General features: G+C 38.8%; 26 protein-coding genes. All 26 read left to right on the top strand.

The window, feature by feature from the left end; all coding sequences use genetic code 11:
- The 26 genes from AC13EX_RS18600 (at position 1) to AC13EX_RS18725 (ending at position 22,454) form a co-directional block, all read left to right on the top strand.
- On the top strand, positions 1–1,800 hold the full coding sequence (locus tag AC13EX_RS18600; RefSeq protein WP_482893861.1) for an efflux RND transporter periplasmic adaptor subunit: 1,800 nt from the start codon (positions 1–3) through the stop codon (positions 1,798–1,800).
- 140 nt (positions 1,801–1,940) lie between these two features.
- Positions 1,941–2,519, top strand: coding sequence for a DUF3347 domain-containing protein (locus AC13EX_RS18605; protein ID WP_482893862.1), 579 nt, complete (start codon positions 1,941–1,943; stop codon positions 2,517–2,519).
- Between the two features lie 3 nt (positions 2,520–2,522).
- A complete protein-coding gene (locus AC13EX_RS18610) occupies positions 2,523–2,975 on the top strand; it encodes a heme-binding domain-containing protein (protein WP_198249240.1) in 453 nt (150 codons plus the stop codon).
- Positions 2,976–3,170: 195 nt separating this feature from the next.
- Positions 3,171–3,698 carry a DUF3347 domain-containing protein gene (locus AC13EX_RS18615; RefSeq protein WP_482893863.1) on the top strand — a complete coding sequence of 176 codons (528 nt, stop codon included), beginning with the start codon at positions 3,171–3,173 and terminating at the stop codon, positions 3,696–3,698.
- A gap of 89 nt (positions 3,699–3,787) precedes the next feature.
- Positions 3,788–4,177 (top strand): hypothetical protein, encoded by a 390-nt coding sequence (locus AC13EX_RS18620; protein WP_482893864.1) that lies wholly within the window; start codon positions 3,788–3,790, stop codon positions 4,175–4,177.
- A gap of 1 nt (position 4,178) precedes the next feature.
- A complete protein-coding gene (locus AC13EX_RS18625) occupies positions 4,179–4,757 on the top strand; it encodes a helix-turn-helix domain-containing protein (RefSeq protein ID WP_482893865.1) in 579 nt (192 codons plus the stop codon).
- A 158-nt stretch (positions 4,758–4,915) separates the two neighbouring features.
- Complete coding sequence (locus AC13EX_RS18630; RefSeq protein WP_482893866.1) at positions 4,916–7,240, top strand: multicopper oxidase domain-containing protein; 2,325 nt, start codon at positions 4,916–4,918, stop codon at positions 7,238–7,240.
- 47 nt (positions 7,241–7,287) lie between these two features.
- A complete protein-coding gene (locus AC13EX_RS18635) occupies positions 7,288–7,851 on the top strand; it encodes a DUF305 domain-containing protein (RefSeq protein WP_149394679.1) in 564 nt (187 codons plus the stop codon).
- A gap of 107 nt (positions 7,852–7,958) precedes the next feature.
- Positions 7,959–9,266 carry an APC family permease gene (locus tag AC13EX_RS18640; RefSeq protein ID WP_149394680.1) on the top strand — a complete coding sequence of 436 codons (1,308 nt, stop codon included), beginning with the start codon at positions 7,959–7,961 and terminating at the stop codon, positions 9,264–9,266.
- 11 nt (positions 9,267–9,277) lie between these two features.
- Positions 9,278–10,789, top strand: coding sequence for an FMN-binding glutamate synthase family protein (locus AC13EX_RS18645; RefSeq protein ID WP_482893867.1), 1,512 nt, complete (start codon positions 9,278–9,280; stop codon positions 10,787–10,789).
- Positions 10,790–10,857: 68 nt separating this feature from the next.
- Positions 10,858–11,769, top strand: coding sequence for an ion channel (locus tag AC13EX_RS18650; protein ID WP_482893868.1), 912 nt, complete (start codon positions 10,858–10,860; stop codon positions 11,767–11,769).
- Positions 11,770–12,019: 250 nt separating this feature from the next.
- Entirely contained in the window at positions 12,020–12,676 is a 657-nt protein-coding gene (locus AC13EX_RS18655) for a DUF2231 domain-containing protein (RefSeq protein WP_014022551.1), read from the top strand.
- A 146-nt stretch (positions 12,677–12,822) separates the two neighbouring features.
- On the top strand, positions 12,823–13,257 hold the full coding sequence (locus AC13EX_RS18660; RefSeq protein WP_339714102.1) for a hypothetical protein: 435 nt from the start codon (positions 12,823–12,825) through the stop codon (positions 13,255–13,257).
- A 383-nt stretch (positions 13,258–13,640) separates the two neighbouring features.
- Complete coding sequence (locus AC13EX_RS18665; RefSeq protein WP_014022549.1) at positions 13,641–14,504, top strand: helix-turn-helix domain-containing protein; 864 nt, start codon at positions 13,641–13,643, stop codon at positions 14,502–14,504.
- A gap of 405 nt (positions 14,505–14,909) precedes the next feature.
- A complete protein-coding gene (locus tag AC13EX_RS18670) occupies positions 14,910–15,218 on the top strand; it encodes a hypothetical protein (protein WP_014022548.1) in 309 nt (102 codons plus the stop codon).
- Between the two features lie 16 nt (positions 15,219–15,234).
- The gene (locus AC13EX_RS18675) at positions 15,235–15,624 is read left to right on the top strand and encodes a DUF302 domain-containing protein (RefSeq protein WP_014022547.1); all 390 of its coding nucleotides are present in this window, start codon (positions 15,235–15,237) and stop codon (positions 15,622–15,624) included.
- A gap of 51 nt (positions 15,625–15,675) precedes the next feature.
- Positions 15,676–15,903, top strand: coding sequence for a YHS domain-containing protein (locus AC13EX_RS18680; RefSeq protein ID WP_157466845.1), 228 nt, complete (start codon positions 15,676–15,678; stop codon positions 15,901–15,903).
- Between the two features lie 226 nt (positions 15,904–16,129).
- On the top strand, positions 16,130–16,342 hold the full coding sequence (locus tag AC13EX_RS18685) for an SHOCT domain-containing protein (RefSeq protein WP_014022545.1): 213 nt from the start codon (positions 16,130–16,132) through the stop codon (positions 16,340–16,342).
- Positions 16,339–16,683: a P-II family nitrogen regulator gene (locus tag AC13EX_RS18690; RefSeq protein ID WP_014022544.1), complete on the top strand. Its 345-nt coding sequence runs from the start codon at positions 16,339–16,341 to the stop codon at positions 16,681–16,683. Before AC13EX_RS18685 ends, AC13EX_RS18690 begins: the two co-directional genes overlap by 4 nt.
- A complete protein-coding gene (locus AC13EX_RS18695; RefSeq protein ID WP_014022543.1) occupies positions 16,680–17,513 on the top strand; it encodes a universal stress protein in 834 nt (277 codons plus the stop codon). The genes AC13EX_RS18690 and AC13EX_RS18695 overlap by 4 nt, the downstream gene beginning before the upstream one ends.
- A gap of 4 nt (positions 17,514–17,517) precedes the next feature.
- Positions 17,518–18,003: a hypothetical protein gene (locus AC13EX_RS18700; RefSeq protein ID WP_014022542.1), complete on the top strand. Its 486-nt coding sequence runs from the start codon at positions 17,518–17,520 to the stop codon at positions 18,001–18,003.
- A 165-nt stretch (positions 18,004–18,168) separates the two neighbouring features.
- On the top strand, positions 18,169–18,510 hold the full coding sequence (locus tag AC13EX_RS18705; protein ID WP_244874476.1) for a DUF5676 family membrane protein: 342 nt from the start codon (positions 18,169–18,171) through the stop codon (positions 18,508–18,510).
- Between the two features lie 10 nt (positions 18,511–18,520).
- Positions 18,521–19,240, top strand: coding sequence for a lycopene cyclase domain-containing protein (locus AC13EX_RS18710; protein ID WP_014022539.1), 720 nt, complete (start codon positions 18,521–18,523; stop codon positions 19,238–19,240).
- Entirely contained in the window at positions 19,233–20,561 is a 1,329-nt protein-coding gene (locus AC13EX_RS18715; protein WP_014022538.1) for an NAD(P)/FAD-dependent oxidoreductase, read from the top strand. Before AC13EX_RS18710 ends, AC13EX_RS18715 begins: the two co-directional genes overlap by 8 nt.
- 20 nt (positions 20,562–20,581) lie before the next feature.
- Positions 20,582–21,886, top strand: a complete 1,305-nt coding sequence (nhaA, locus tag AC13EX_RS18720; RefSeq protein ID WP_482893869.1) for a Na+/H+ antiporter NhaA — start codon at positions 20,582–20,584, stop codon at positions 21,884–21,886.
- Positions 21,887–21,896: 10 nt separating this feature from the next.
- On the top strand, positions 21,897–22,454 hold the full coding sequence (locus AC13EX_RS18725) for an ion channel (RefSeq protein ID WP_482893870.1): 558 nt from the start codon (positions 21,897–21,899) through the stop codon (positions 22,452–22,454).
- Positions 22,455–22,457: the final 3 nt, after the last annotated feature.

A 22,457-nucleotide genomic window follows, 5' to 3' on the forward strand; every position in this document is an offset into this window, starting at 1 on the left:
ATGAATACGAATAAAAAAATAATAATCATAGCACTGTCAACACTGGCAATAGGGTTATTGCTGGGTTGGTTGATTTTTGGTGGTTCATCATCTGAGAGTAAAATGGATGATGAGCACCAGCACACGACAGAAATAGCCGGAGAGACCGTATGGACCTGCTCTATGCACCCACAGATCCGTCAGAGTGAACCCGGAGACTGTCCTATTTGTGGAATGGACCTCATTCCTTTGGAGGATGATCAGGATGAAGTACTTGACCCAATGGCAGTAAGTATGTCGCCTACCGCCATGCAACTAGCTGATATTAGAACTGCCACTGTGGGTACCATGGATCCAGTGAAAACAGTTAGATTAAACGGGAAGGTACAGGAAGATGAGCGGCTTGTTTCCTCTCAATCCAGTCACATTCCAGGTAGAATTGAACGACTGAATGTTAACTTCACAGGTGAATATGTGCGCAGGGGACAGGTAATTGCCTATATCTATTCGCCTGATTTAGTTACTGCTCAGGAGGAATTGTTTGAAGCGCAAAAAATCAAAGATACACAACCACAATTATTTAAATCAGCCCGGGCAAAACTCAAAAACTGGAAGCTTTCAGACGGTCAGATAGATAAAATATTAGAAAGTGGTACCCCTTCCGATGAATTTCCAATTACGGCAGACATTTCAGGCTATGTGTTGAGCAAAAATGTTAATGTGGGTGACTACATCAAGCGAGGGGAACCTATTTATGAGATTGCAAATTTATCACGCGTATGGGTGCTGTTTGATGTGTATGAGTCGGATATGCCCTGGATAAATAAGGGAGACCAGGTGCGGTTTACAGTTCAATCACTCCCGGGCCAAACGTTTGAAAGCAAGATAAGCTTTTTAGATCCGGTAATTAATCCAAAAACCCGGGTAGCCAAGGCCCGGGTGGAAGTACCCAATAAAGACAATCAGCTAAAACCTGAAATGTTTGCATCCGGTACGGTAGAAGCTACATTGCCGAAAAAGTCCAACAATGTTATCGTTCCGAAAACAGCCGTAATGTGGACGGGTAAACGCTCTGTAGTCTATGTGAAAAATACCTCCGGCAGTGGAGTAAGTTTCATGATGCGTGATGTAACGCTTGGGCCGGGTTTAGGTGACAGCTTTATTGTGGAGAGTGGCCTGGAGGAAGGTGAGGAAATAGCCGTGAATGGTACCTTCAGTATAGACGCAGCGGCTCAACTGGCAGGGAAACCGAGCATGATGAACCCTGAAGGTGGCCCGGCCATGACAGGCCATAATCATGGGGGTATGGAGATGTCGGCTTCTTCTTCAACCTCCACACCTGGAAAAAAAGCGGAAGTAAAATCTGTTTCAATCAACCAAAAAGCTAAAGATGCATTAAAGCCTCTTTATGAGGAATACCTGAATTTCAAGGATGCACTAGTGGCTGATAATTTAGCTGAGGCTCAGAGTGCGGCTAATGAGTTGAAAGCAAAACTGGATGCAGTGAATATGTCAATTTTTACCGGAGCATCACATAATGCGTGGATGGACCATAGCAGTGATTTGAAAAATGCCTTGCAACACGTACAGCATTTGAAAGATATTGAGGCTGTGCGTAAAGCATTCCAACAGGTGTCTGAAGGGATGATTGATTTGACCAAAGCTTTCAACCCATTGGACCAAACCCTATATGTCCAGTTTTGTCCTATGGCGGATAATAATAAAGGAGCTAACTGGCTAAGCACCGAAGAGGAGATTCGCAATCCGTATTTCGGAGAGGCCATGCTTACTTGTGGTGAAGTGAAATCAACAATTAAATGAAAGAATGTTGTAAAACGGAGGATGAAAAGCCCCCATCAAAATTAAAAATATGGTTTTCTCGGATCATCTGGGGGATTGTGATTCTCCTGGTAATCGGTGTGGCCATCATTCAAATGTTTAATCTTTAAAAATCAATTATTATGAAAAATGTAATCTTAACACTTGGTATCGCAGCAGTTCTTGCAAGCTGTGGATCATCCAACAAATCAGAAGAAAAAGCCGAGCAAACAACCACTGCAAAATCTGAACAGACAGCGATGGAGGAAGAAGCATCTTCGGCAGACAAAAACGCAGATGTAAGCGCGGTAATTGAGGCTTACCTCTCCATCAAAGACGCACTGGTCAATGACGATCAGGAAACAGCCGCTTCCGCAGGTAAAACACTTGCCAATGCTTTGGGCGAAATGAACATGAGCCAGGTGGCAGAAGATCAAACGGCAGAAGCCAAGGAGATCATAGACGTGGCAAAAAATCATGGTGAGCACATAGCTGAAAGCGAAATTGATCACCAGCGAGAGCATTTCGAAGCACTTGGTAAAGACATGAAAGATCTCATCGCCTTTACCGGAACCGATCGCAAGCTTTACCAGCAATATTGCCCAATGTACAATGACCACAAAGGAGGAATGTGGCTGAGCGCATCGGAAGAAATCAGAAATCCATTGTTTGGCTCAAAGATGCTCCAGTGTGGTAAGGTAGAAGAGGTCATCAACCTTTAAACCATGCTGAAAAAAGTATTAATAGCCATTTTGATAGTGGGTGTGGGAATGCAGTTTATTCCCGTGCCCAAAAATCAAAGTGATGAACTACCAGAAACGGACTTTTTCCAGTCAGTAGGAGCTCCTGTTGACATCCGAAATATGATAAGGGCTTCTTGCTATGACTGTCATAGCAAGAATACCGATTATCCTTGGTATGGCAGGGTTCGTCCTTTGGCTTGGTTCCTTCAAAAGCACATAGATGAAGGTAAGGAAGAGCTCAACTTTTCCACCTTTCAGGAGTATTCTGACCGGATGAAAAGAGAAAAGATCCGCTCTATGATTTCGCAAATACGAGATGGAGAGATGCCTCTGAAGGAATACCTTTGGATGCACCCTGAGGCATACCTGAATGAACAAGAAAAAAAGCAATTGACAGAATTTTTGACTCAGATCAACAATGATGGAAACGACTAATAACCTAAAAATCATACTCTGGAAACTACTGCTCGCCACTAGTTCTATACATATCAACAAAACCAGACGAAAAAATCAAATGAATGTTGCAAAACGGAAAGAAAATTAGGGTTTTCGGATCATCTGGGGAATCGTCATTCTTATAGTGGTCGGGATAGCCATTCTACAAATGTTTAACCTTTAAAAATCAATAATATGAAAAATGTAATGAGAAAAAAGGCAGTTCTAATGATGGCTCTGGCTTTCGCAACCTTCGGGGCCTTGGCACAACACGATCATGCAGGGCATGGTAAACAATCCGATGGACAACAGATGGATCCAATGTTCAAAGATGAAGCGATGAGCAAAGCTTACGGCCATTATATTCACCCCAAAGAAGCATTGGTAGCATCTCATCCGGATGAAGCTAAAGGGGCTGCTGATAAGCTTCAAAAGTCTTTGGCTTCCTTAGGGAATACTAAATCTGCACAGGCCGAAGCAGGTAAGGTAGCTTCGGCTTCTATCCTGGATGAGCAGCGAAAAGCCTTTGCCGTGTTAAGTAATGAAATGACAACATTGGTTAAAGCCAGTACACTCTCAATGGGTGAAATATACCTGGAGTATTGCCCGATGGCCAATGGAAACACCGGTGCTTTTTGGTTATCAAATGAGAAGGAGATCAAAAATCCTTATTTCGGTGACAAAATGTTGAAATGTGGAAGTGTGAAGGAAACGATCAATTAAATCTCAAACCCTGTGGGAAAGGTTGCAGTTATTTCATCAATCAGATGATGGTCATTGCATTCCCACAGATACCATAAATCTTTTCAATTATGGACAGACAATCAATAATAATACTTTCTGGATTTGGCCTTTTAATCATGGGAGGCCTTTTCTGGCAATTTTCAAATGCGTTTAATCAAATTCCGGTGGGTGTGAATGAAAATGAGCAAATACCTAGGGAACTGGTTTGCATGGTGAATGATGCCTTTATGGGAGTAGAACAAATTCCTGTTGAAGCAGAAGGTAAAACTTACTATGGCTGCTGCCAAATGTGTAAAAGTAAAATCCAAGAGAACTCCGATAATGTTCGGTACGCTACAGATCCTTTTTCGGGTGAAAAAGTAAATAAAGCAAATGCATTTATAACACTAAGGCCTGGTCAGGATAAAGGGGTTTACTATTTCATTTCTGAAAAAAACATGCGGTCTTATTTTAAATAATATGATAACCAAGCTCCATATAAAAAATATGGTTTCTCCAAGCTGCATTTTGGTTGTCAAAAATGAATTGGAGGTTTTTGATATTGATATACACTCTGTTAGGTTGGGTTGTGCCGAAGTGATAATATCGGCTACCGTCTCACTGGAAGAAATCGATTTAAGAATAAAAAAGTTTGGATTTGAACTTATTTATGACAAGAAGACAATTTTAATAGAGCAGATCAAAATCGCAGTATTGGATTACCTGAAGCTCGTGCAAAAAAAACCTAAAAATAATATAAAATTATCAGCATACATTTCATCAAGAATTGGTAAGAATTACAATTACCTCAGCAAAGTGTTCACTAAAGAAATAGGTTATACCCTGGAGAAATATTATATCCATATTCGCATTGAAAAAGTAAAAGAGTTTCTGGAATATGGTCAGCTTAATGTTTCCGAAATTGCCATAAAATTGGGGTACAGCAGCGTTCATTATTTATCTAACCAATTCAAAAAAGTTACTGGTTTTTCTATTAGTGCGTATAAAAAAAGCAGAGGAACTGATTCTAATTCTCGGGAAGGTTTGCCAAAAAACTAATTTTTAAAAAAAAGATAAAATTTTATACATTTAAATCAAAATATCATAAAAAATATAAGGAAAGATTGATTCATTTACATCTTTAAAATTGAATAAAGGAATGATTATTGATTTACTGAAAACCTTATTGTATAACTAAAAGAATAAAAAAATTAATTATGCCATTACAACGCAGCCTTGCTTTAACAATTTTACTCTTACTATCAGGGGTAGCTGTAACAGCACAATCAGATACTTCAGTTTATAACCTGACTATTAAACAGGAACTAGTTAATAAGGCTGGAAAGGAAATCAAGGGAATGACGGTCAATGGTGATATTCCCGGACCAAACCTCAGGTTTAAGGAAGGTGGTTATGCCGTGATTTATGTGAAAAATGAAATGGATGTGGAAACATCAGTTCACTGGCATGGTCTGTTATTGCCTAACTTTTATGATGGGGTGCCCTATCTTACCACTCCGCCCATTAAACCTGGTGAAACTCAAAAATATGAGTTTCCACTAATACAATCTGGCACTTACTGGTACCATAGCCACACTATGCTGCAAGAGCAAAGTGGCGTGTATGGTTCCATAATTATAGATCCCATTGAGGAAACCTTAGAATATGATAAAGAATTAGTTATGGTGCTCTCTGATTGGACCAATCAAAAGCCAATGAACGTATTGAGAAACCTTAAACGAGGCAATGAATGGTACAATATTAAAAAAGGGACTGCTACCCCATTAAATCAGGTCATTGCAAGAGGAGGTTTTGGGGCTCAGCTCAATTTCTGGAAGCAACGTATGGAAAGTGCCGATATAGCAGATATATATTACCCGGCTTTTCTAAACAATGGGCAGGAAGTTCAGGAATATCCTCAATTTGAACCTGGAGATAAAGTACGTCTACGCATCATAAATGGCTCTGCTTCTTCCCAATTCTGGATGACTTTTGGAGGTAAGGATCCACTATTGGTAGCTGCAGATGGATTAAACGTGGAGCCCATTGAGCATAATAAGACATTTATTGCAATTGCTGAAACCTATGATTTTATCGTTACGATACCTCAAAAAGGTAAAATAGAGTTTAGGGCCATGGCGCAGGATGGTTCTGGTTACTCCACAGCATACCTGGGGCAGGGAGAAATACTTTCTGCACCAGTGGTCGAAAGACCAGATAAAATATTGATGATGATGAATATGGCTAAAATGGATATGCGTATGGGTGCTCCTGCCATGAAATTTAATTCAGGGAATGAGGAACCTTACCAAATGATGGATAATTGGGGTATGCAGATGGATGATGAAATGGATATGAAAAGCATGGATCATTCTAATATGAAGCATAATAAGAGAGAAGGTGAAGGAATGGAAATGAGACCAGATAAGGAAGATACGGATCATTCCAAAATGAATCATGAAAAGAGCATGGTCATGGATAAGTCTGTAACAGAAGATCCGATGGAAGGTATGAATATGTTTTCTGAATACAATTATGACTACCTGAAATCTGCTGCGAAAACAGACTTTGAGGATGATAAACCAGTTAAAGAAGTACTGTTAAATTTAACGGGTAATATGTGGAGATACATCTGGAGCATGAATGGCGTGCCTTTAGCAGAAGCTGATAAAATTAAAATTGAAAAAGGTCAGGTAACACGTATAACCCTAAACAACCTCACCATGATGCATCACCCTATGCACCTGCATGGCCATTTTTTCCGCGTAATTAATGAGAATGGAGAGTATTCTCCCTTAAAACATACGGTGAATGTGCCTCCCATGGGAAAAATGGTAATAGAATTTGATGCCAATGAATACGGTGATTGGTTTTTTCACTGCCACGTACTGTATCACATGATGGGTGGCATGGCACGTATTTATAGTTACGATACACCGAGAGACTCAAGAATGGCCGAGTTTCCTGTTTCTAAACTTATTCATGAAACAGATCAGTTTTACAAATGGGGTATGGTGGATGTTGCTTCTCATATGACTGAACTCAATTTAGTAGCTTCAAATATAAGAAATCAGTTCAATCTGGCTGCTGAGTTTGGCTACAACCAAAATATGGAGTTGGAATTTACGTATGAACGCTATTTGTACGATTATTTTCGCGTGTTTGCTGGGGTTAATATGGAGAATGAAATAGCGAACAGTCTTGATGAACTCTCTACTACAGCAGTTGCTGGAATACGTTTTTTCACACCATACATGTTCAATTTGGATGTCAGAATGGATAATTTGCTTCGTCCAGGGATAAGAATAAACCGGGAAATCATGGTTTTTCCTCGTACGGTGATTTTTGGTAACTACGAATATCAGGCCGATTTTGGTTGGGTAAACACACTCACCAAGGAAGGCACCAATGAACCAATTAATTATAGAGGAGAAACAACCTGGTCTGCCGGTGTGGAATATTTTCTATCCAGAAATTTTTCACTTATGGGTAGTTATGACAATCGCTTTGGTGCTGGTGGAGGATTATCGATGAGGTTTTAACGAATTTATTATATTTTAAATTAATTAAACTCTAAAATTTTAAAAAGATGGAAAATAGTCAAAATCAAAACAGCAATTATTTTAAGTTTTTTGCAATGATTGCTACATCAATGGTGGCCATGTTCTTTTTAATGTACACCCATTCTTACCAGATTATTGATCATTTCTGGTTTAGCGAAACAAGGCTTTTTATGACGATAATAATGACTGGAGCCATGATTATCATAATGCTCTTGTATATGTTGAATATGTATCAAAACCGAGGGGCAAACATAGCAATAATCGGGTTGGGCATTGTATTTATTATCGGTGGTATAGGATTGGTAAGAAGTCAGGTCACCGTCACTGAGGTAGACTATATGGAAGGAATGATTCCGCATCATTCAATTGCTATTTTGACAAGTGAGCGTGCTCAAATAGAGGATGTAAGAGTAAGGAAACTCGCTGATGAAATCATTAAAGCACAACGTAGGGAAATTATGGAAATGCAATGGTTGATTAACGATATCCGAAAAAATGGGGTAGTAGCAACAGAAGCGGAAAAGAAAAATAGACCCTTGCCTAAGTTTGAAGGTTCCCTTCAAAAAGAAACACAAAACCTTACTGAATAGCAGGCAATCCTCCCGATAAAATATTGAACTACAGAGGAGAAATGCATGACTGGTTTACACTGGGATTCCCTCTACAATTGGAACATAAATAAGTTGTCAATTTAATTATGGGAAAATATAAAAAGAACAGCCTATCACTCACAGGAGCTATCTCGCTTGGAACTGGGGTTATGATTGGAGCAGCCATTTTTGCCTTATTGGGGCAGGTGGCGGAACTATCCGGTGCATTGTTCCCCTTCATATTTTTGGTAGGCGCAATTATTTCGGGTTTAAGTGCTTATGCTTATATTAAATTGTCAAACGCCTATCCCTCAGCAGGTGGAATCGCCATGTACCTCAATAAAGCCTATGGAAAAGGATTAACAACTGCATTTGCTGCTCTTTTAATGGCATTTGCAATGATTATCAACCAAAGCTTGGTAGCTAGAACTTTCGGTTCTTACACACTTCAGTTATTTGATGTGGGTAAAAATAGCCCATGGATCCCTACCTTAGGGGTTTCCTTGTTAGTGATTGTATTTATTATCAATATATTAGGTAATAAAGTAGTCGATAGGGTCTCCTTCATTATGGCCATTGTTAAAATTGGTGGTATCGTTATTTTTGCTGTAGGGGGATTATGGGTAGCAGGCTTTTCACTCTCAGAAGCTGTACCAAAAGGTGTTTCAAACGATTATTCAACGATTAACTACTTGGGTGCATTGGCCTTAGCCATTCTTTCCTATGCAGGTTTTACCACCATTACAAATAGTGGAGAAGAAATTGTAAAACCACACAAAAATGTAGGTAGGGCCATAGTGATTTCACTCATAATTTGCACAGTGGTTTATTTGTTGGTAGCCTTTGCAGTATCCATAAACCTTTCGGTTCCAAAAATAATTGAGGCGAAAGATTACTCTTTGGCGGAAGCATCAAAACCTGCATTTGGAAAGTATGGCTTGTGGTTTACCGTGGGGATTGCCATTATCGCTACCGTATCTAGTGTATTGGCTAATATTTTTGCGATTTCCAGGATGACAGCAATGTTAACAAGCATGAAACTGATTCCTCATCGTCACTTTGGGATGCCTGGTAACGTCCAGCAACACATGTTGGTTTATACTGTGGTAATAGCTATCGTGCTCACTATCTTTTTTGATCTGAGTCGTATTGCCTCTTTAGGGGCAATTTTGTACCTGATTATGGATGTAATTATTCAATGGGGCGTATTTAAACACTTAAGGAAAGAAATTAAAGCAAATGGAGCCATTCTTTTAACAACAATAGTCTTGGACTTTGTGGTGTTAAGTGCTTTTATATGGAACAAAGGTAATACCGATTTATTTTTAATTGCTGTAGCTATGATTTTCCTGCTTTTAGTTTTCTTTTATGAGAAATGGTTTTTAAAAACGAATAGCAATAATAGAGAAAATTGATAATTAGACCCATGAGAAAATATTTTATTCCTACTACCATTTTTGTCCTGCTGATTATTGGCATTTTAATTATTTGGAAGCCCTATCATTGGTGGCTCGCACTTTTATTTGTACCCCTTATTATTTTAGGGACTATTGATTTCTTTCAAAGGGGCGATACCATTCGAAGAACTTACCCATTGTTCGGAAGACTATCTAATTTCCTCGAAAAACAAAGACATGTATTGCAGGAAGTATTGCTTCTAAATAGAACTGAAGGAAAACCCTTTAATTGGATTCAAAAGGAATTAGTATACAAGCGTGCTTCCATTACAGTGGTAAGCCAACCTTTTGGTACCCAAATTTCATACAAGAAATTTGGACGGGAGTGGATCCTTCATTCGCAATATCCAAAACAGAATGTTGAAGAGAATTTTAAAATAAATGTAGGCAGTTCACTCTGTGAAAAACCCTATCTATGTAGTATTCTAAACATTGGAGGGATGAGTTATGGCTCTATAAGTAAAAACGCAACGCTTGCTTTAAATGGTGGTGCAAAAATTGGTGGTTTCGCTCAGAACACAGGAGAAGGAGGTCTAACAGCCTACCATAATAAATATGGGGCAGATCTCATCTTCCAGTTTGGTACTGGATATTTTGGCTGCCGGGATGAAAATGGAGACTTTGATGATGAAAAGTTTGAACAGATTTGTCAAAATGAATTTGTTAAAATGATTGAAGTAAAAATCTCACAGGGCGCTAAGCCGGGTTTTGGTGCCATTTTACCAGCTAAAAAGAACACTGATGAAATAGCCAAATACCGGGGAATTAAAGCACATACAGAAATTTATTCTCCTGCCTACCATAGTTCTTTTTCAACAAATGATGAGTTAATCAGGTTTTTGGACAAACGTCGACATTTATCTAAGGGAAAACCTATTGGAATTAAGCTCTGCATAGGAAGAGAATCTGATTTCAAGTCTATGATAGAAGCCTTTTCAAAACAAAGTAAATTTCCTGATTTTATCACGATAGATGGTGGGGAAGGTGGTTCTGGAGCAGCAAATCTTGACTCACTTCAATGGGTTGGTTCACCCTTAGATGGAGCCCTACACTTGGCCAACCAAACATTGATTAGCTATGGTCTAAGAAAGGAAATAAAATTATTTGTTGGTGGAAAAATCATTTCCTCTTTTGATATATTTAAGGTTTTTGCACTTGGCGCAGATGCATGCTACAGTGCAAGGGGAATGATGTTTGCTCTTGGATGTGTACAATCACTGAAGTGTAACCTTAATACCTGTCCTACAGGGATCACTACAATGAATGCTGGTCGGGTAGCTTCACTTGTAGTCAGTGATAAAAAGCAAAAAGTGGCTAATTATCACAAAAACACCATTGATGGATTGAAGGAAATATTGATAGCCACAGGAATCACAAATATCCAACAAATTTCCAAAGCTATGATTGCTAGAAAGTTGAATGAGCGGGAAACAGTTTTATTAAGCGAAATATATCCTTTGGATAATGATGTATTATGCTAACAAATTATAAACTCGACATTTGAAACCATTGAGTACATTGCTTAACATAAAAATAGAATTTAACGAGAATGAACACTATTTTACTGTTTTTGGCAACTTTGCTTCTATTAATAATTATATGGGATTTTTTCATTACAGTTCTATCCATAAGTGGAGCAGGTTTTGTTTCATCGATGATATCAGCCCTAATATCGACAGTATTTCTAAAATTAAGCCGTTTGCTGAAGAATAGGGAAGTGCTTAATTATTCTGGGGTTTCGGTAATTCTCTCTCTTATTATATGGTGGATTGGTGGGTTGTGGCTTGGTTTTTTTTTACTTCTTGTAAGCGATAGCGATTCAGTTGTGAACACTTCTACTCATGAAATGGCTTCTATTTCAGATAAATTTTACTACAGTGGGTACGTACTTTCTACTATGGGCAATGGAGACTTTAAGCCTGGTTCGTCTACTTGGCAAATAGTTATTGCATTCTTTCCTTTTTCCGGATTTATTTTTATCACCACTGCTATGACCTATCTTATCTCTGTGTCTTCTGCTGTTATTTTTAAAAGGTCACTTGCACATTCTATTACCGACATAATGGGGCTTGATAATTATGATGAAAGGATAAACTGCTTATATGAAAACACAGATAACATAAGAAATAGGATCAACCAACATAATCAGAATCATTTGGCCTACCCTGTGGTGAATTACTTTTATAGTTTAGATAAAAAAGCTTCTTTTTCGGTTGGCTTGTGGGAGCTAAATGCAATGCTTACCTCCCTTCAAAATGATCCTACTCAACCATTAAATAAACTGAAACCTCTCAATCAGGCTATTGATAATTATTTAAGTTCAATGGGGGAGGCATTTATTCCTAAAGTTCAAAGCAATAGTGAAAATGAAGGAGAAGATTCGGTAAAGAAACGTAGAAAACAACTTCAGAATTTATTAAAAAGTGATGGTTGGCATCTTAATCAAATAGAAATGTATTGAAAATTACAGCTTTCTTCTCAAATTGTCCTTTTAAAGGGGCCTAGACCAGTAGTATAAAAGAGGGTAATTTAAATGGATTGAGAGTGGATCAAGGAGCTTATATTGAAGAAATTTTAAGATGGGCAAGTGAATCCAAATAAATGCCAGGTAGTCGTAGATAGGTAGTAATATTATACATTTTAAATGGGATTTTGTAAAGGGCTTACTTATAAAAAAGGGTATATTTATAAGTAAATAAAATACAACAGATATGAAGAAGTTTTGGACCATAATATTTTTAACTTTTACGCTTTTTACAGTTTTGGCCCATGATGGCGAGCAGCATGAGGAAAATGCTCATCAAGACACCATCAACGCTGAAAGGCTAGTAAACGATTCACATTCTATAGATACACCAGAGGAGAAGACTATCCTAAATGAGGAAAAAAAACTAACTGCGAGTTTGAATGATTTCCCAAATCTGCATCCGCTCATGGTTCATTTTCCTATAGTATTATTATTAATTGGTGCTATTTTGGCCTTTGTGAATGTTTTTTTTCTAAAAATAGAAATAGATTGGGTAATCACCGGGCTTGTTTTTTTTGGTGCACTGGGAGCCTATCTTTCGGGAAGAACTTTTCACCCACATACCCATGATTTAACCTTGCATGCCAAGCAAGTGCTCGCACAGCATGATTTATGGGCCGATTGGACCATATACTTAAGTATAATTGGTTTTGTGACACAAATCATCAGTCAGTTTATCTTCAAACAAAAACGCTGGGCCGTTGTAGTGGTTGCCTTTTTTCTTATTGTATCTGGCTATTCTGTGTCACGTGCAGGTCATTATGGGGCTCAATTGGTACATATAGAAGCGGTAGGACCCCAAGGCAATTTCCTTGATTTAGAAGAAAGTCATAGTCATTGAAGGATAATGCTTCGAAACAGTGACAATAATCATGTTTTTACATAATTTTCATCTTTTGATTTATACCTGATTTTCACGATCTTTATGCTATAATTATTTAATGCCCAACGGTTTTGATAAAGAAATTGCATAATATAAAACAAATTGTGATAACCCTGCTTCTTGCTGGGTTTATAAGTGTGTTTGTTTGCGATGCCCTTTGTGATTTTGGATTAATTTCTTGGGGAAATTACCCTACTTTTGTTAAAGAAGCGGATCATCATTCTATAAAAGACCAGGAGCATGAGCAATATGATGTGGCTAATGATCATCATCACGAAGATAGTCAGCCAGATGATGGTAGCGAGGAAGACGAGTGCTGTGACGAAGAAGTGAAAAACCTATATGCTTCGTTGATCAAATATGAGATAAGAGAACTGCCTGTGGAGACTCCTGTCTTTCACATGTTTTATCAGGTTTTTGCAATAAATTTTAAAGAAAAAACCTTTAATCAACAATTACTTCCATTTTTATTTACGAATCTGCCCCCACCTTTAAGTGGTATCCATATTCGTATTTTTATTCAATCCTTCCTCAATTAGCATTCATCTGTTAAGTAGGTGGTGAAGTCTGCGTTATCCTGTTTCGGAAACTTTGCCGTCATTTTTAAATTTATTCAATTATTCTTAACCGTTTTTTCTATGCAGAGCAAAGTATTTTCGGCCTTAAGTTATCGTTAAAAACATTCATTTGTGAATGAAAAATATAATTTTGACCGGTTATAGACTTTCGCGATCACTGGATTCTATTCAGAATTAGAAAAAGATTAACTCGAATTATGCAATCGTATTCGTAATAGCCTTCCTAGTATTGAATGGAGCGGCATTGCAATCACAGGAAAACAGCAAGGAATTTGTTGATTTAATGTGATTTAAGCACGAGTAATATTGGCGATTGCATATTTTCAGTTTAACCCATTGAACAGATGAAAACATTAATTCTTAATATAAAAAATATGGTATGCCCAAGATGTATTTTGGTTGTACAAAATGAATTAGAGGAACTTGGAGCATTAATTTCAACGATACGGCTTGGGTATGTTGCTATCCAAGTGCCAGATAATCTTAGCAAGGAAAAAATAGCCAGCAGATTAAATTCGTATGGATTTGAACTTCTTGAAGACAAAGAAGAAGTCCTGATGGAACAGATTAAGCTTGGAATTCAACACTATATAGAAATCCTTGAAAAATCTACCAAAGAGGTGATGTTGTCTGATTTTCTGGCACACGAAATAGGTAAAAACTACAATTTTCTTAGCAAGCTTTTTTCAAAAATTGAGGGGCTTACGATAGAGACCTACTACATAAACAAAAGAGTGGACAGGGTGAAAGAACTGATAAAGTATGATGAACTGAACTTAAGTGAGATTGCTGTTAAGCTCGGATACAGTTCCGTCCATTACCTATCCAGTCAATTTAAGCGTGTTACCGGTCTTTCTGTATCTGATTATAAAGAAGTAATGAAAAACGAGAACCGGTACTACAAGAACTTATCTGAAGCACTGGGCGACTTAAGAGAAAAAGGCTACACCTATAATTTCAACAGGAAGGAAGATTGCCTGGAATGTAAGGATCTGTGTGCCAGCTTTCAAATTGAGGAATTGAATATTTCAGAGTTCTACCGGTTTGATGAAAATGAAGATGCAGCAGGTAAGTCTGTTATTTATGGGATCGAAACAAAAGATGGTTTGAAAGGACTACTCATTGACAATAGTAACCTTCAAAACAAGGCACTATTCAGGAGACTTTCTGACAAGTTGAGAGATGGGTCTGGTGAAAAAATGGGTTGAAAATGATAACCTTACTCTCATACAATAAAGACAAGATTTCGAAAAAAGATCATGCATTAATCCACTTATTTTTGATAAAGACTGAATAAAAAGAAAAGCTATGAATCAAACCAATTTTAACATTTCGGTCATAAAGGGGAAATGACTCTTTTACAAGGAATATACTTTACACATTGGCTATTATATGTATGATTTTCTTTAGCGTAAATATGGCAAAAGCTCAGGATTTATATCATACAGCTAATGGCCGTGTGTTGCTGATTGTTCCAGTTGGTGACTCTGTAATCAACCTGCATTCTCAAGAACTATTGCAGAACTGGGTTACAAAGAGGCTTGTTTTAAAATGACCCTTCCCGCCAATTCTTTGTATTCCGGTGTAGATTCTCTGGACGCGTCATTTCCTCTATGGAGGATGCTAAAATTATATTGGCGGGGCAGCTGAACATCACAAAAAGTGGTGAAGGTGAAGATAAGATAGATACAGGCAAGCATTCACCTAAAACTTTTGAGTTTAGGGCAACCCTTAACTATAAAACGTCAGATCTGCCAATAAGTGGAATAGGTTCCCTGGAACATATTGAAGGAGGGTCACACCTCAAATGTGTGCTTGGGTTAACATTTGAGGTTAGTGCAGAATTTCTTCAAAACAGGCTTTCGGAAAGCAAAAATATTAAAGTACATATTCACCAGTTGGTATTAGATCTAACACTATAATTTATTAAGATTTTTCATGGAGTATTATCACAGTAAACTTGTTAAAAACAGTTCTTTTCAGGATGTAGTAGATCATGTGGTTAAAGAATTGGGCAGAGAGGGTTTTGGAGTATTAACCGAGATCGATGTTCAGGAAACTATGAAACACAAACTTAACATTGATTTTAATACCTACAAGATATTAGGGACATGTAATCCCGAGTACGCATTTAAAGCATTAAAGGCCGAAGATAAAATAGGCACCATGTTACCCTGTAATGTGTTTGTGCAGGATCTTATGGATGGTCATATCGAGGTGTCAGTTGTAGACCCGATAAGCTCTATGCAGGCAATTGCCAATGAAGAACTTGAAATAGTGGCTTTGAATACTCGCCAGAAATTACTCGATGTCTTACAAAATGTATAGGTCATGTTAACCTTAAGAAAAGCAATATTATATACTTTGGCGTGGTTTACAATGATCATAAATACCTCCTGCTCGGTGGGTCATCATCACCAGACATCTAAGAAACATGCTGATCCTGTTTGTGAGAATAGCGTTGACGTAAATGCAGCACTTCTGTATTCAAATAATGATGAGATGTATTACTTCAACAGTGAAGAATGTCTCCAGGTATTTAAGAAGAATCCTGAAAAATTCAGTATGGCTCTAGGGGGCAGACCCGGACTTTTTCGTGGTAAATGAAGGGTTCCTGTAATGGCCGGATTGAGGGTAGTAGGTATGGGTACAGTTATGATCCTGGGTGATTATAACCACTAAGCTATTGATGTTTTGATAGCAGAATATCATACATCAAAGTCAAGATTTCAAAAAAAGAGAGCGGGGCAATATGCTAAATTTGAATAAGTGCAAGTCCTTAGTGGCTTGATACTGTAATTTTAAAAGTTAATAAAATTTAAAAATAAATATTATGCATTGGTTTGAAGGACATTATGGCGGTATGCACATCATCTGGTGGGTGATTTGGGTGATTTTTATCGTTTGGATTTTTGCAACGCCCTGGGAAATACCAGGGCAAAAAACGAAAAAGGAAACTCCATTGGATCTTTTGAAAAAGAGGTACGCTAAAGGAGAAATCAGTAAAGAAGAATATGAAGACATAAAAAAGACCTTGTTAAAATGAAGGAAATAAAAGCTTTCGTCAGGCCGAATCGATTACCTGATATTGTAAATCATTTGCGTCAAGAAGGAATTTGTTGCCTAACCGTCTTTGAAGGAGAGGGAACAGGGCACTACACGGATGAGCGCAAGGATTTTCCGTCTTTGAGGCACCCATTTTCACATGCTAAAATAGCAAAACTGGAAGTTGTTTTACCAGATAAGGAAGTGAAGACAGCACTAGAGATTATACATCAAAATGGAAAAACAGCCCACTCAGGGGACGGCATTATTTATATCACAGAGGTTAGTGAGATGGTCAAAGTAAAATCATTAGAACCCGACTTGGAGAACAGAGACTTATGAAAAATATTTTAGTACCTACCGACTTTTCAGAAACAGCTAATCGAGCGGCAGATATTGCCATTGCCATAGCAGAAAAATCAGGTGCGGAAATTCATTTTTTGCACCTACAAATCACGCCTGTGCCGTGGGTTAAACTTGATAAGGAGAAGGAGCAGCGATTTCCCGAAACATTAAAGGAAATCGGGCATGCGAAGAGCGAGCTTAATAAGCTGGTAAATAAAGTGGAAACCAAAGGTTTGAAGGGCAAACAGTTTCTCGTATTTGATGTGGGTAGAGAGGAAATTCTCAAACATATCCCATTCCACCATCATGATTTTGTCGTCATGGGTTCGCATGGTGCATCGGGTGCAAAAGAAATGTTTATCGGATCGAATGCGCAAAAGGTACTAAGAGATGCTACTGTACCCGTTTTGATCATCAAAGAAAAGTCTAAGTGGCCCGTTAACAATGTGGTTTTTGCATCCAATTTTGAAGAAGATGTCAAAGAACCTTTCAAGACAGTGGTGAAGTTCGCTGATCTCAACGAATCCAATATGCATCTTCTTTATGTCAATGTGCCGTTTTCATTTGAGGAGACGGACAGGAGCCTTGAGAAAATGCATGCTTTTCATGAAACCTGTCCTCGCGGAGGAACCTGCACCACCAACATCTACAATTCGCTAAATGAAGAACGCGGCATTCTAAAGTTTTCCGAATCTGTAAATGCTGACCTTATTGCATTAACTACACATGGGAGGACCGGCTTTTTTAACCTGATAGGAAAGAGCATTACCGAAAACCTGGCAAACCATGCCGATATACCTATACTAAGTATTAACCTTAACCGATAACGATATGAAAAATATGTTAAAAACAGTGGTGACACTCACTTTACTGATAGCGGCTTTATCTGCCTGTCAGCAACAGGACGTAAGCACAATGTTAGAGAATGATGACACCCGAAATGAAATATTTAATACCATCATTTCCGATCATGAATACGCTGAACAATTGATGACCAAAATGATGGAGGATGATCATACCCAAATGATGATGAAAGGCAATGAGCAGATGATGAATGCGATGATGTCGGACAATGATCAAATGACGACTATGATGAAAGATAAGCCTGATATGATGCATAGTATGATGACCAAAATGATGAACATGGCTGACTCGGATTCGTCCATGTGTGCCCACATGATGACCACGATGAAAGGTAAACCCAATATGATGGGACAGATGATGGACATGATGCACAAAGAAGGCATGATGGACAAAGAAACAATGATGAGAAATAAAAAAAATATGGGAGTAGATATTCATCCTGGTCACCACTAAAAAACTAAACTATGAGAAATAATCATATGATATGGATGCTGGTTGGATGCCTGGGCATCTTCCTGCTGCTCTTCTTATTGCCGGTTTTCGGCTTTAATGGAACTAACTCGCTATTTATTTTCATCATTGTATTTTTTGTGGGCCACCTATTTATGTTGGGAAGTCATGGAGACCATTCTGGACATGACGGAAGCCAGCAAAATCAATCCAAAAACGAAAACGATCATGCAACACATCAACATTAAAAAATTCGCATTGGCTTGGGGGGTAGCAGGTGTGGTATTCTACTTGGGCTGTATTATACTGATGGCCACTGTAGGCCGTGAAGGTACCATCCTGTTTTTTAACAGTTTGCTCCACGGACTTGACACCAGCCCCATCATCAGAATGGACGTACCCTGGACCGAAGCACTCATCGGACTGGTAGAAATGTTCATACTGGGCTGGTTATTTGGCGCACTCATAGCTACGGTCTACAATATATCTTTTAATAAAAAATACCGATGATTTAGTAAGGATGATAGACTATGTATGGCTGATTTGGTCTTTGATCATTCTTGCAGTATGGGGAATGATCTTTTTATTTAGAAAAGATTATAGAAAGGTGATGCTCAAAATGAGCCTCATCACTATGCCTTTTGGCCTGACAGAACCATTATTTGTTCCTCAATATTGGAATCCTCCTTCACTTTTTGATTTAGCTAAAAGCACAGGTTTTGATATTGAAAGCCTGATCTTTTCGTTTGCGATTGGGGGCATAGGGTCAGTGCTATATCAGTTGGTTTTTAAAAAAGTAACCGTTGAAATGCACCCATCAGAACGCACGCATAGACGCCATCGGATGCATCGGTATATCTTGTTTGTTCCTCCGGTAGTATTTCTCATCCTGGCTTATTTCACCAGCTTAAACCATATTTATTGTGGCATTATAGCCATGTTTACCGGTGCAATTGCCACCTTATACTGTCGCCCTGATCTTAAAGGCAAGATATGGATCGGTGGTTTTCTATTTACCCTGTTGTACTTTATTTATTTCGGTAGCATCTTACCATTTTTCCCCGAGTATGTGAACCTCTACTGGAACCTGGATGCTTTGACGCATATACTCATATTGGGAGTACCCCTGGAAGAACTTCTATTTGCTTTCACCTTTGGCATGTATTTGTCAAGCCTGTTTGAGCATCTGTACTGGCAAAAATTGCAAGAACACCCTTTAAAAATGCATGTTTATGAATGAATATTGTAATACAGATGAGATGGTTTGCTTACCGGAAACCAATATGCCCCGGCTTGTCATTATTGGAGGAGGCTTTGCGGGACTTGCTCTTGCTAAGGCATTAAAGAGAAGTAGGATACAGGTTGTGCTGGTTGATAGACATAACTTTCATCAATTCCAGCCACTATTTTATCAGGTGGCTACCAGTGGCCTGGAGCCGGATAGCATCGTATTCCCATTTCGCAAACAAATCAGTGGTAATAAAAATACAATATTCAGGTACGCCACAGTTCAGCAAATAGAAGCAAAACAAAACCGGGTATTAACCAATAAAGGTATCATTGACTATGATTTCCTGGTTATAGCCACTGGGACTAAAACCAATTTTTTTGGCTTGACCGATATTGAAAAGTGGAGCTTGGGCATGAAAAGCATTCAGGATTCCCTGAATATTCGCCATACCATGATCCAGAACCTGGAGCAGGCAGCTATCACCTGTGATGAACATGAAAAAGACATTCTCACCAATTTTATTATAGTGGGTGGAGGCCCTGCCGGGGTTGAAATGGCAGGTGCCCTTGCAGAATTCAAGAAATATATATTACCGGGAGATTATCCGGAATACTCCTCCGAAATAATGGATATCTATCTGCTGGAGGCAGGTGATCAATTGCTGGCATCCATGTCTGACAAAGCTTCAGAAAAGGCACTGAAATATTTGACCCGGCTGGGCGTACAGGTTATGCTTGAGGAAGCAGTAGAACATTATGATGGATCGGCTGTCTCAACAAATTCAGGAAAGAAACTCTACGCTAGGAATCTGATCTGGACTGCCGGGGTAACAGGAGATTTTCCTGAAGGTATTGGAGAAGAAAGTATTGTTCGGGGAAACAGGCTTCAAGTGAATAACACCCTGCTGGTAAAAGGATACACCAATATTTTTGCCATTGGCGATATAGCTGCAGTAGTCAGCCAAAGAACACCCAAAGGCCATCCTCAGGTGGCACAGGTGGCCATCCAACAGGGTAAGTATCTGGGTGAAGTGATTAAGTACAGAATTGCGGGTAGAGAATATTCAAAACCATTTCGTTATCTGGATAAAGGGTCACTGGCCACTGTCGGTAAAAGAAGGGCGGTAGCCGATCTGGGTAAATTTCGGTTTGGTGGGTATATCGCCTGGTTGTTATGGTCGGTAGTACATCTTTTTTCCATTAGCGGTTTCCGAAATAAGCTGATGGTAGCACTGAACTGGGTGTGGAATTATTTCACCTATGACAAAGGCAATCGGCTAATCATCCAGGAGTACAAAAACAAGGACTTAGAAAAGGAGGAGTCCAAATGATTACCCGCCTAAACAACTCTTTGAATAATCTGGTAAAGAACCAATCAGCTTCAGGGATTGCCATTTTTCTGGCTGTACTGGTAGCCATGATCTGGGCTAATTCCCCATTCGGGGAAGTATATCAAAACTTTATTCACACTGAAATCTCGCTCTTGGTTGGGGAATTTGCTTTGTCAGAGTCACTATTACTTTGGGTAAATGATGGCTTAATGGCGATCTTCTTCTTACAGGTAGGCCTGGAGTTGAAAAGGGAAATTATAGGAGGAAAACTGTCTTCTTTCAGAAAAGCTATTTTGCCTATCGGAGCAGCTATTGGCGGCATGGTAGTTCCGGCAGCCATTTATCTTATTTTCAACTTCAATGTTGCTACCGAGCACGGTTGGGGAATCCCAATGGCCACAGACATAGCCTTTGCCATTGGAGTGCTTTCTTTTTTTGGAGATCGTGTACCTATCGGGCTCAAAGTATTTTTGGTGGCACTTGCCATAGTAGACGATCTCGGTGCCGTACTGATTATTGCTATTTTTTACACTTCCGGAATTTCATATATTGATTTGCTTCACGGTGTATTATTCCTACTTGTGTTGGTAGGAGGTAATTACATTGGCGTTCGCAAAGCCTGGTTTTATGCACTCATTGGGATCGGTGGGGTTTGGTTGGCATTTTTTTTCTCCGGGGTACATCCAACCATTGCAGGCATTCTCACTGCTTTCACCATTCCCGGTAAGGTTAAGATCAAGGAAGAAGATTACTTAAAAAATCTCCAAAAACTTCATTTGCAATTCTTAGAGGCAACTCCTATTAAGGGTAACTTCATTTCAGAAAAACAACTCAGTATTCTGGAAGAGATCAAGCAAAAATCAGATGATGCTGAAACTCCCTTGCAAAAAATAGAGCATCACCTGGCACCTATTGTAGGGTTTTTTATTCTGCCCTTATTTGCCCTGGTCAATACCGGGATTCACATTCATGGAAATTTAGTAGAAATTTTAAGTCATCCCATTAGCCTGGGGATAGGTTTCGGGCTTTTGGTTGGCAAGTTTACCGGTATCTTAGGAGTAAGCTGGCTTTTGGTGAAATTTAAGCTGGCCGAGTTACAAGAAGGAATTTCCTGGAGACACCTTTCGGGAGTAGCCATGATAGCCGGAATAGGCTTTACCATGTCACTATTCATCACTGAATTGGCATTCCAAAAAGAGGAATATACATTCATTGCCAAGCTAAGTATTTTGTTTGCTTCAGTGCTTGCCGGTGTCATTGGTGCAATTATACTTCGTGTGTATGGCAGAACAGAATCTACAACTAAACCGGCAATGAACAATTGACTTATATACAATGGTATACAAAATAGACTACGATAGTTTCTTAAAACAACTGATCAAGCGCCTGAGTCCGGCTGTGATACTGGTGGCTTTGGTGGTCATCGTTTATGTCTACCTCATGCAATTTGTTGATCATAAAATAAGCTGGGTGCCTTACCTGATGGTTTTATTTGCCCTGATCAAAACTATATATTTTACATTTTTTACCTTCAAACAGGTAAATAAATCCATTCGCCAGTGTCATTCTTTTGGGCAATTGCTCTGGATTTTCGGGTTACTGGTACTGTTGATTATCTTCTCCTATGCCGCAGATTATAGCTGTATTGCTGCTGCCAATACAGGCTCATTTCAGGGATTTAACACCTCGGACAACATGGGTTATCTCAGCTTTTTATTTGAGTTCTTCTATTTCAGTGTGGTAACTTTTGCGGCAATCGGTTACGGAGACATCGTACCCTTAACGTATCCTGCCAGGATATTGGTGATCATGGAGATCGCTCAAAGCTTTGTACTGATCGTATTCGGATTATCCAACATAAATAATATTCATACCAAAATTAAAACGCAATAACAT

This window comes from Cyclobacterium sp. L-R, from assembly GCF_056859355.1.

Excerpts from the sequence above, each read along its gene's own strand:
- AC13EX_RS18600 (WP_482893861.1), top strand. The coding sequence starts at position 1 with ATGAATACGAATAAAAAAATAATAATCATAGCACTGTCAACACTGGCA.
- AC13EX_RS18605 (WP_482893862.1), top strand. The coding sequence starts at position 1,941 with ATGAAAAATGTAATCTTAACACTTGGTATCGCAGCAGTTCTTGCAAGC.
- AC13EX_RS18610 (WP_198249240.1), top strand. The coding sequence starts at position 2,523 with ATGCTGAAAAAAGTATTAATAGCCATTTTGATAGTGGGTGTGGGAATG.
- AC13EX_RS18615 (WP_482893863.1), top strand. The coding sequence starts at position 3,171 with ATGAAAAATGTAATGAGAAAAAAGGCAGTTCTAATGATGGCTCTGGCT.
- AC13EX_RS18620 (WP_482893864.1), top strand. The coding sequence starts at position 3,788 with ATGGACAGACAATCAATAATAATACTTTCTGGATTTGGCCTTTTAATC.
- AC13EX_RS18625 (WP_482893865.1), top strand. The coding sequence starts at position 4,179 with ATGATAACCAAGCTCCATATAAAAAATATGGTTTCTCCAAGCTGCATT.
- AC13EX_RS18630 (WP_482893866.1), top strand. The coding sequence starts at position 4,916 with ATGCCATTACAACGCAGCCTTGCTTTAACAATTTTACTCTTACTATCA.
- AC13EX_RS18635 (WP_149394679.1), top strand. The coding sequence starts at position 7,288 with ATGGAAAATAGTCAAAATCAAAACAGCAATTATTTTAAGTTTTTTGCA.
- AC13EX_RS18640 (WP_149394680.1), top strand. The coding sequence starts at position 7,959 with ATGGGAAAATATAAAAAGAACAGCCTATCACTCACAGGAGCTATCTCG.
- AC13EX_RS18645 (WP_482893867.1), top strand. The coding sequence starts at position 9,278 with ATGAGAAAATATTTTATTCCTACTACCATTTTTGTCCTGCTGATTATT.
- AC13EX_RS18650 (WP_482893868.1), top strand. The coding sequence starts at position 10,858 with ATGAACACTATTTTACTGTTTTTGGCAACTTTGCTTCTATTAATAATT.
- AC13EX_RS18655 (WP_014022551.1), top strand. The coding sequence starts at position 12,020 with ATGAAGAAGTTTTGGACCATAATATTTTTAACTTTTACGCTTTTTACA.
- AC13EX_RS18665 (WP_014022549.1), top strand. The coding sequence starts at position 13,641 with ATGAAAACATTAATTCTTAATATAAAAAATATGGTATGCCCAAGATGT.
- AC13EX_RS18670 (WP_014022548.1), top strand. The coding sequence starts at position 14,910 with ATGGAGGATGCTAAAATTATATTGGCGGGGCAGCTGAACATCACAAAA.
- AC13EX_RS18675 (WP_014022547.1), top strand. The coding sequence starts at position 15,235 with ATGGAGTATTATCACAGTAAACTTGTTAAAAACAGTTCTTTTCAGGAT.
- AC13EX_RS18680 (WP_157466845.1), top strand. The coding sequence starts at position 15,676 with ATGATCATAAATACCTCCTGCTCGGTGGGTCATCATCACCAGACATCT.
- AC13EX_RS18685 (WP_014022545.1), top strand. The coding sequence starts at position 16,130 with ATGCATTGGTTTGAAGGACATTATGGCGGTATGCACATCATCTGGTGG.
- AC13EX_RS18690 (WP_014022544.1), top strand. The coding sequence starts at position 16,339 with ATGAAGGAAATAAAAGCTTTCGTCAGGCCGAATCGATTACCTGATATT.
- AC13EX_RS18695 (WP_014022543.1), top strand. The coding sequence starts at position 16,680 with ATGAAAAATATTTTAGTACCTACCGACTTTTCAGAAACAGCTAATCGA.
- AC13EX_RS18700 (WP_014022542.1), top strand. The coding sequence starts at position 17,518 with ATGAAAAATATGTTAAAAACAGTGGTGACACTCACTTTACTGATAGCG.
- AC13EX_RS18705 (WP_244874476.1), top strand. The coding sequence starts at position 18,169 with ATGGAGACCATTCTGGACATGACGGAAGCCAGCAAAATCAATCCAAAA.
- AC13EX_RS18710 (WP_014022539.1), top strand. The coding sequence starts at position 18,521 with ATGATAGACTATGTATGGCTGATTTGGTCTTTGATCATTCTTGCAGTA.
- AC13EX_RS18715 (WP_014022538.1), top strand. The coding sequence starts at position 19,233 with ATGAATGAATATTGTAATACAGATGAGATGGTTTGCTTACCGGAAACC.
- AC13EX_RS18725 (WP_482893870.1), top strand. The coding sequence starts at position 21,897 with ATGGTATACAAAATAGACTACGATAGTTTCTTAAAACAACTGATCAAG.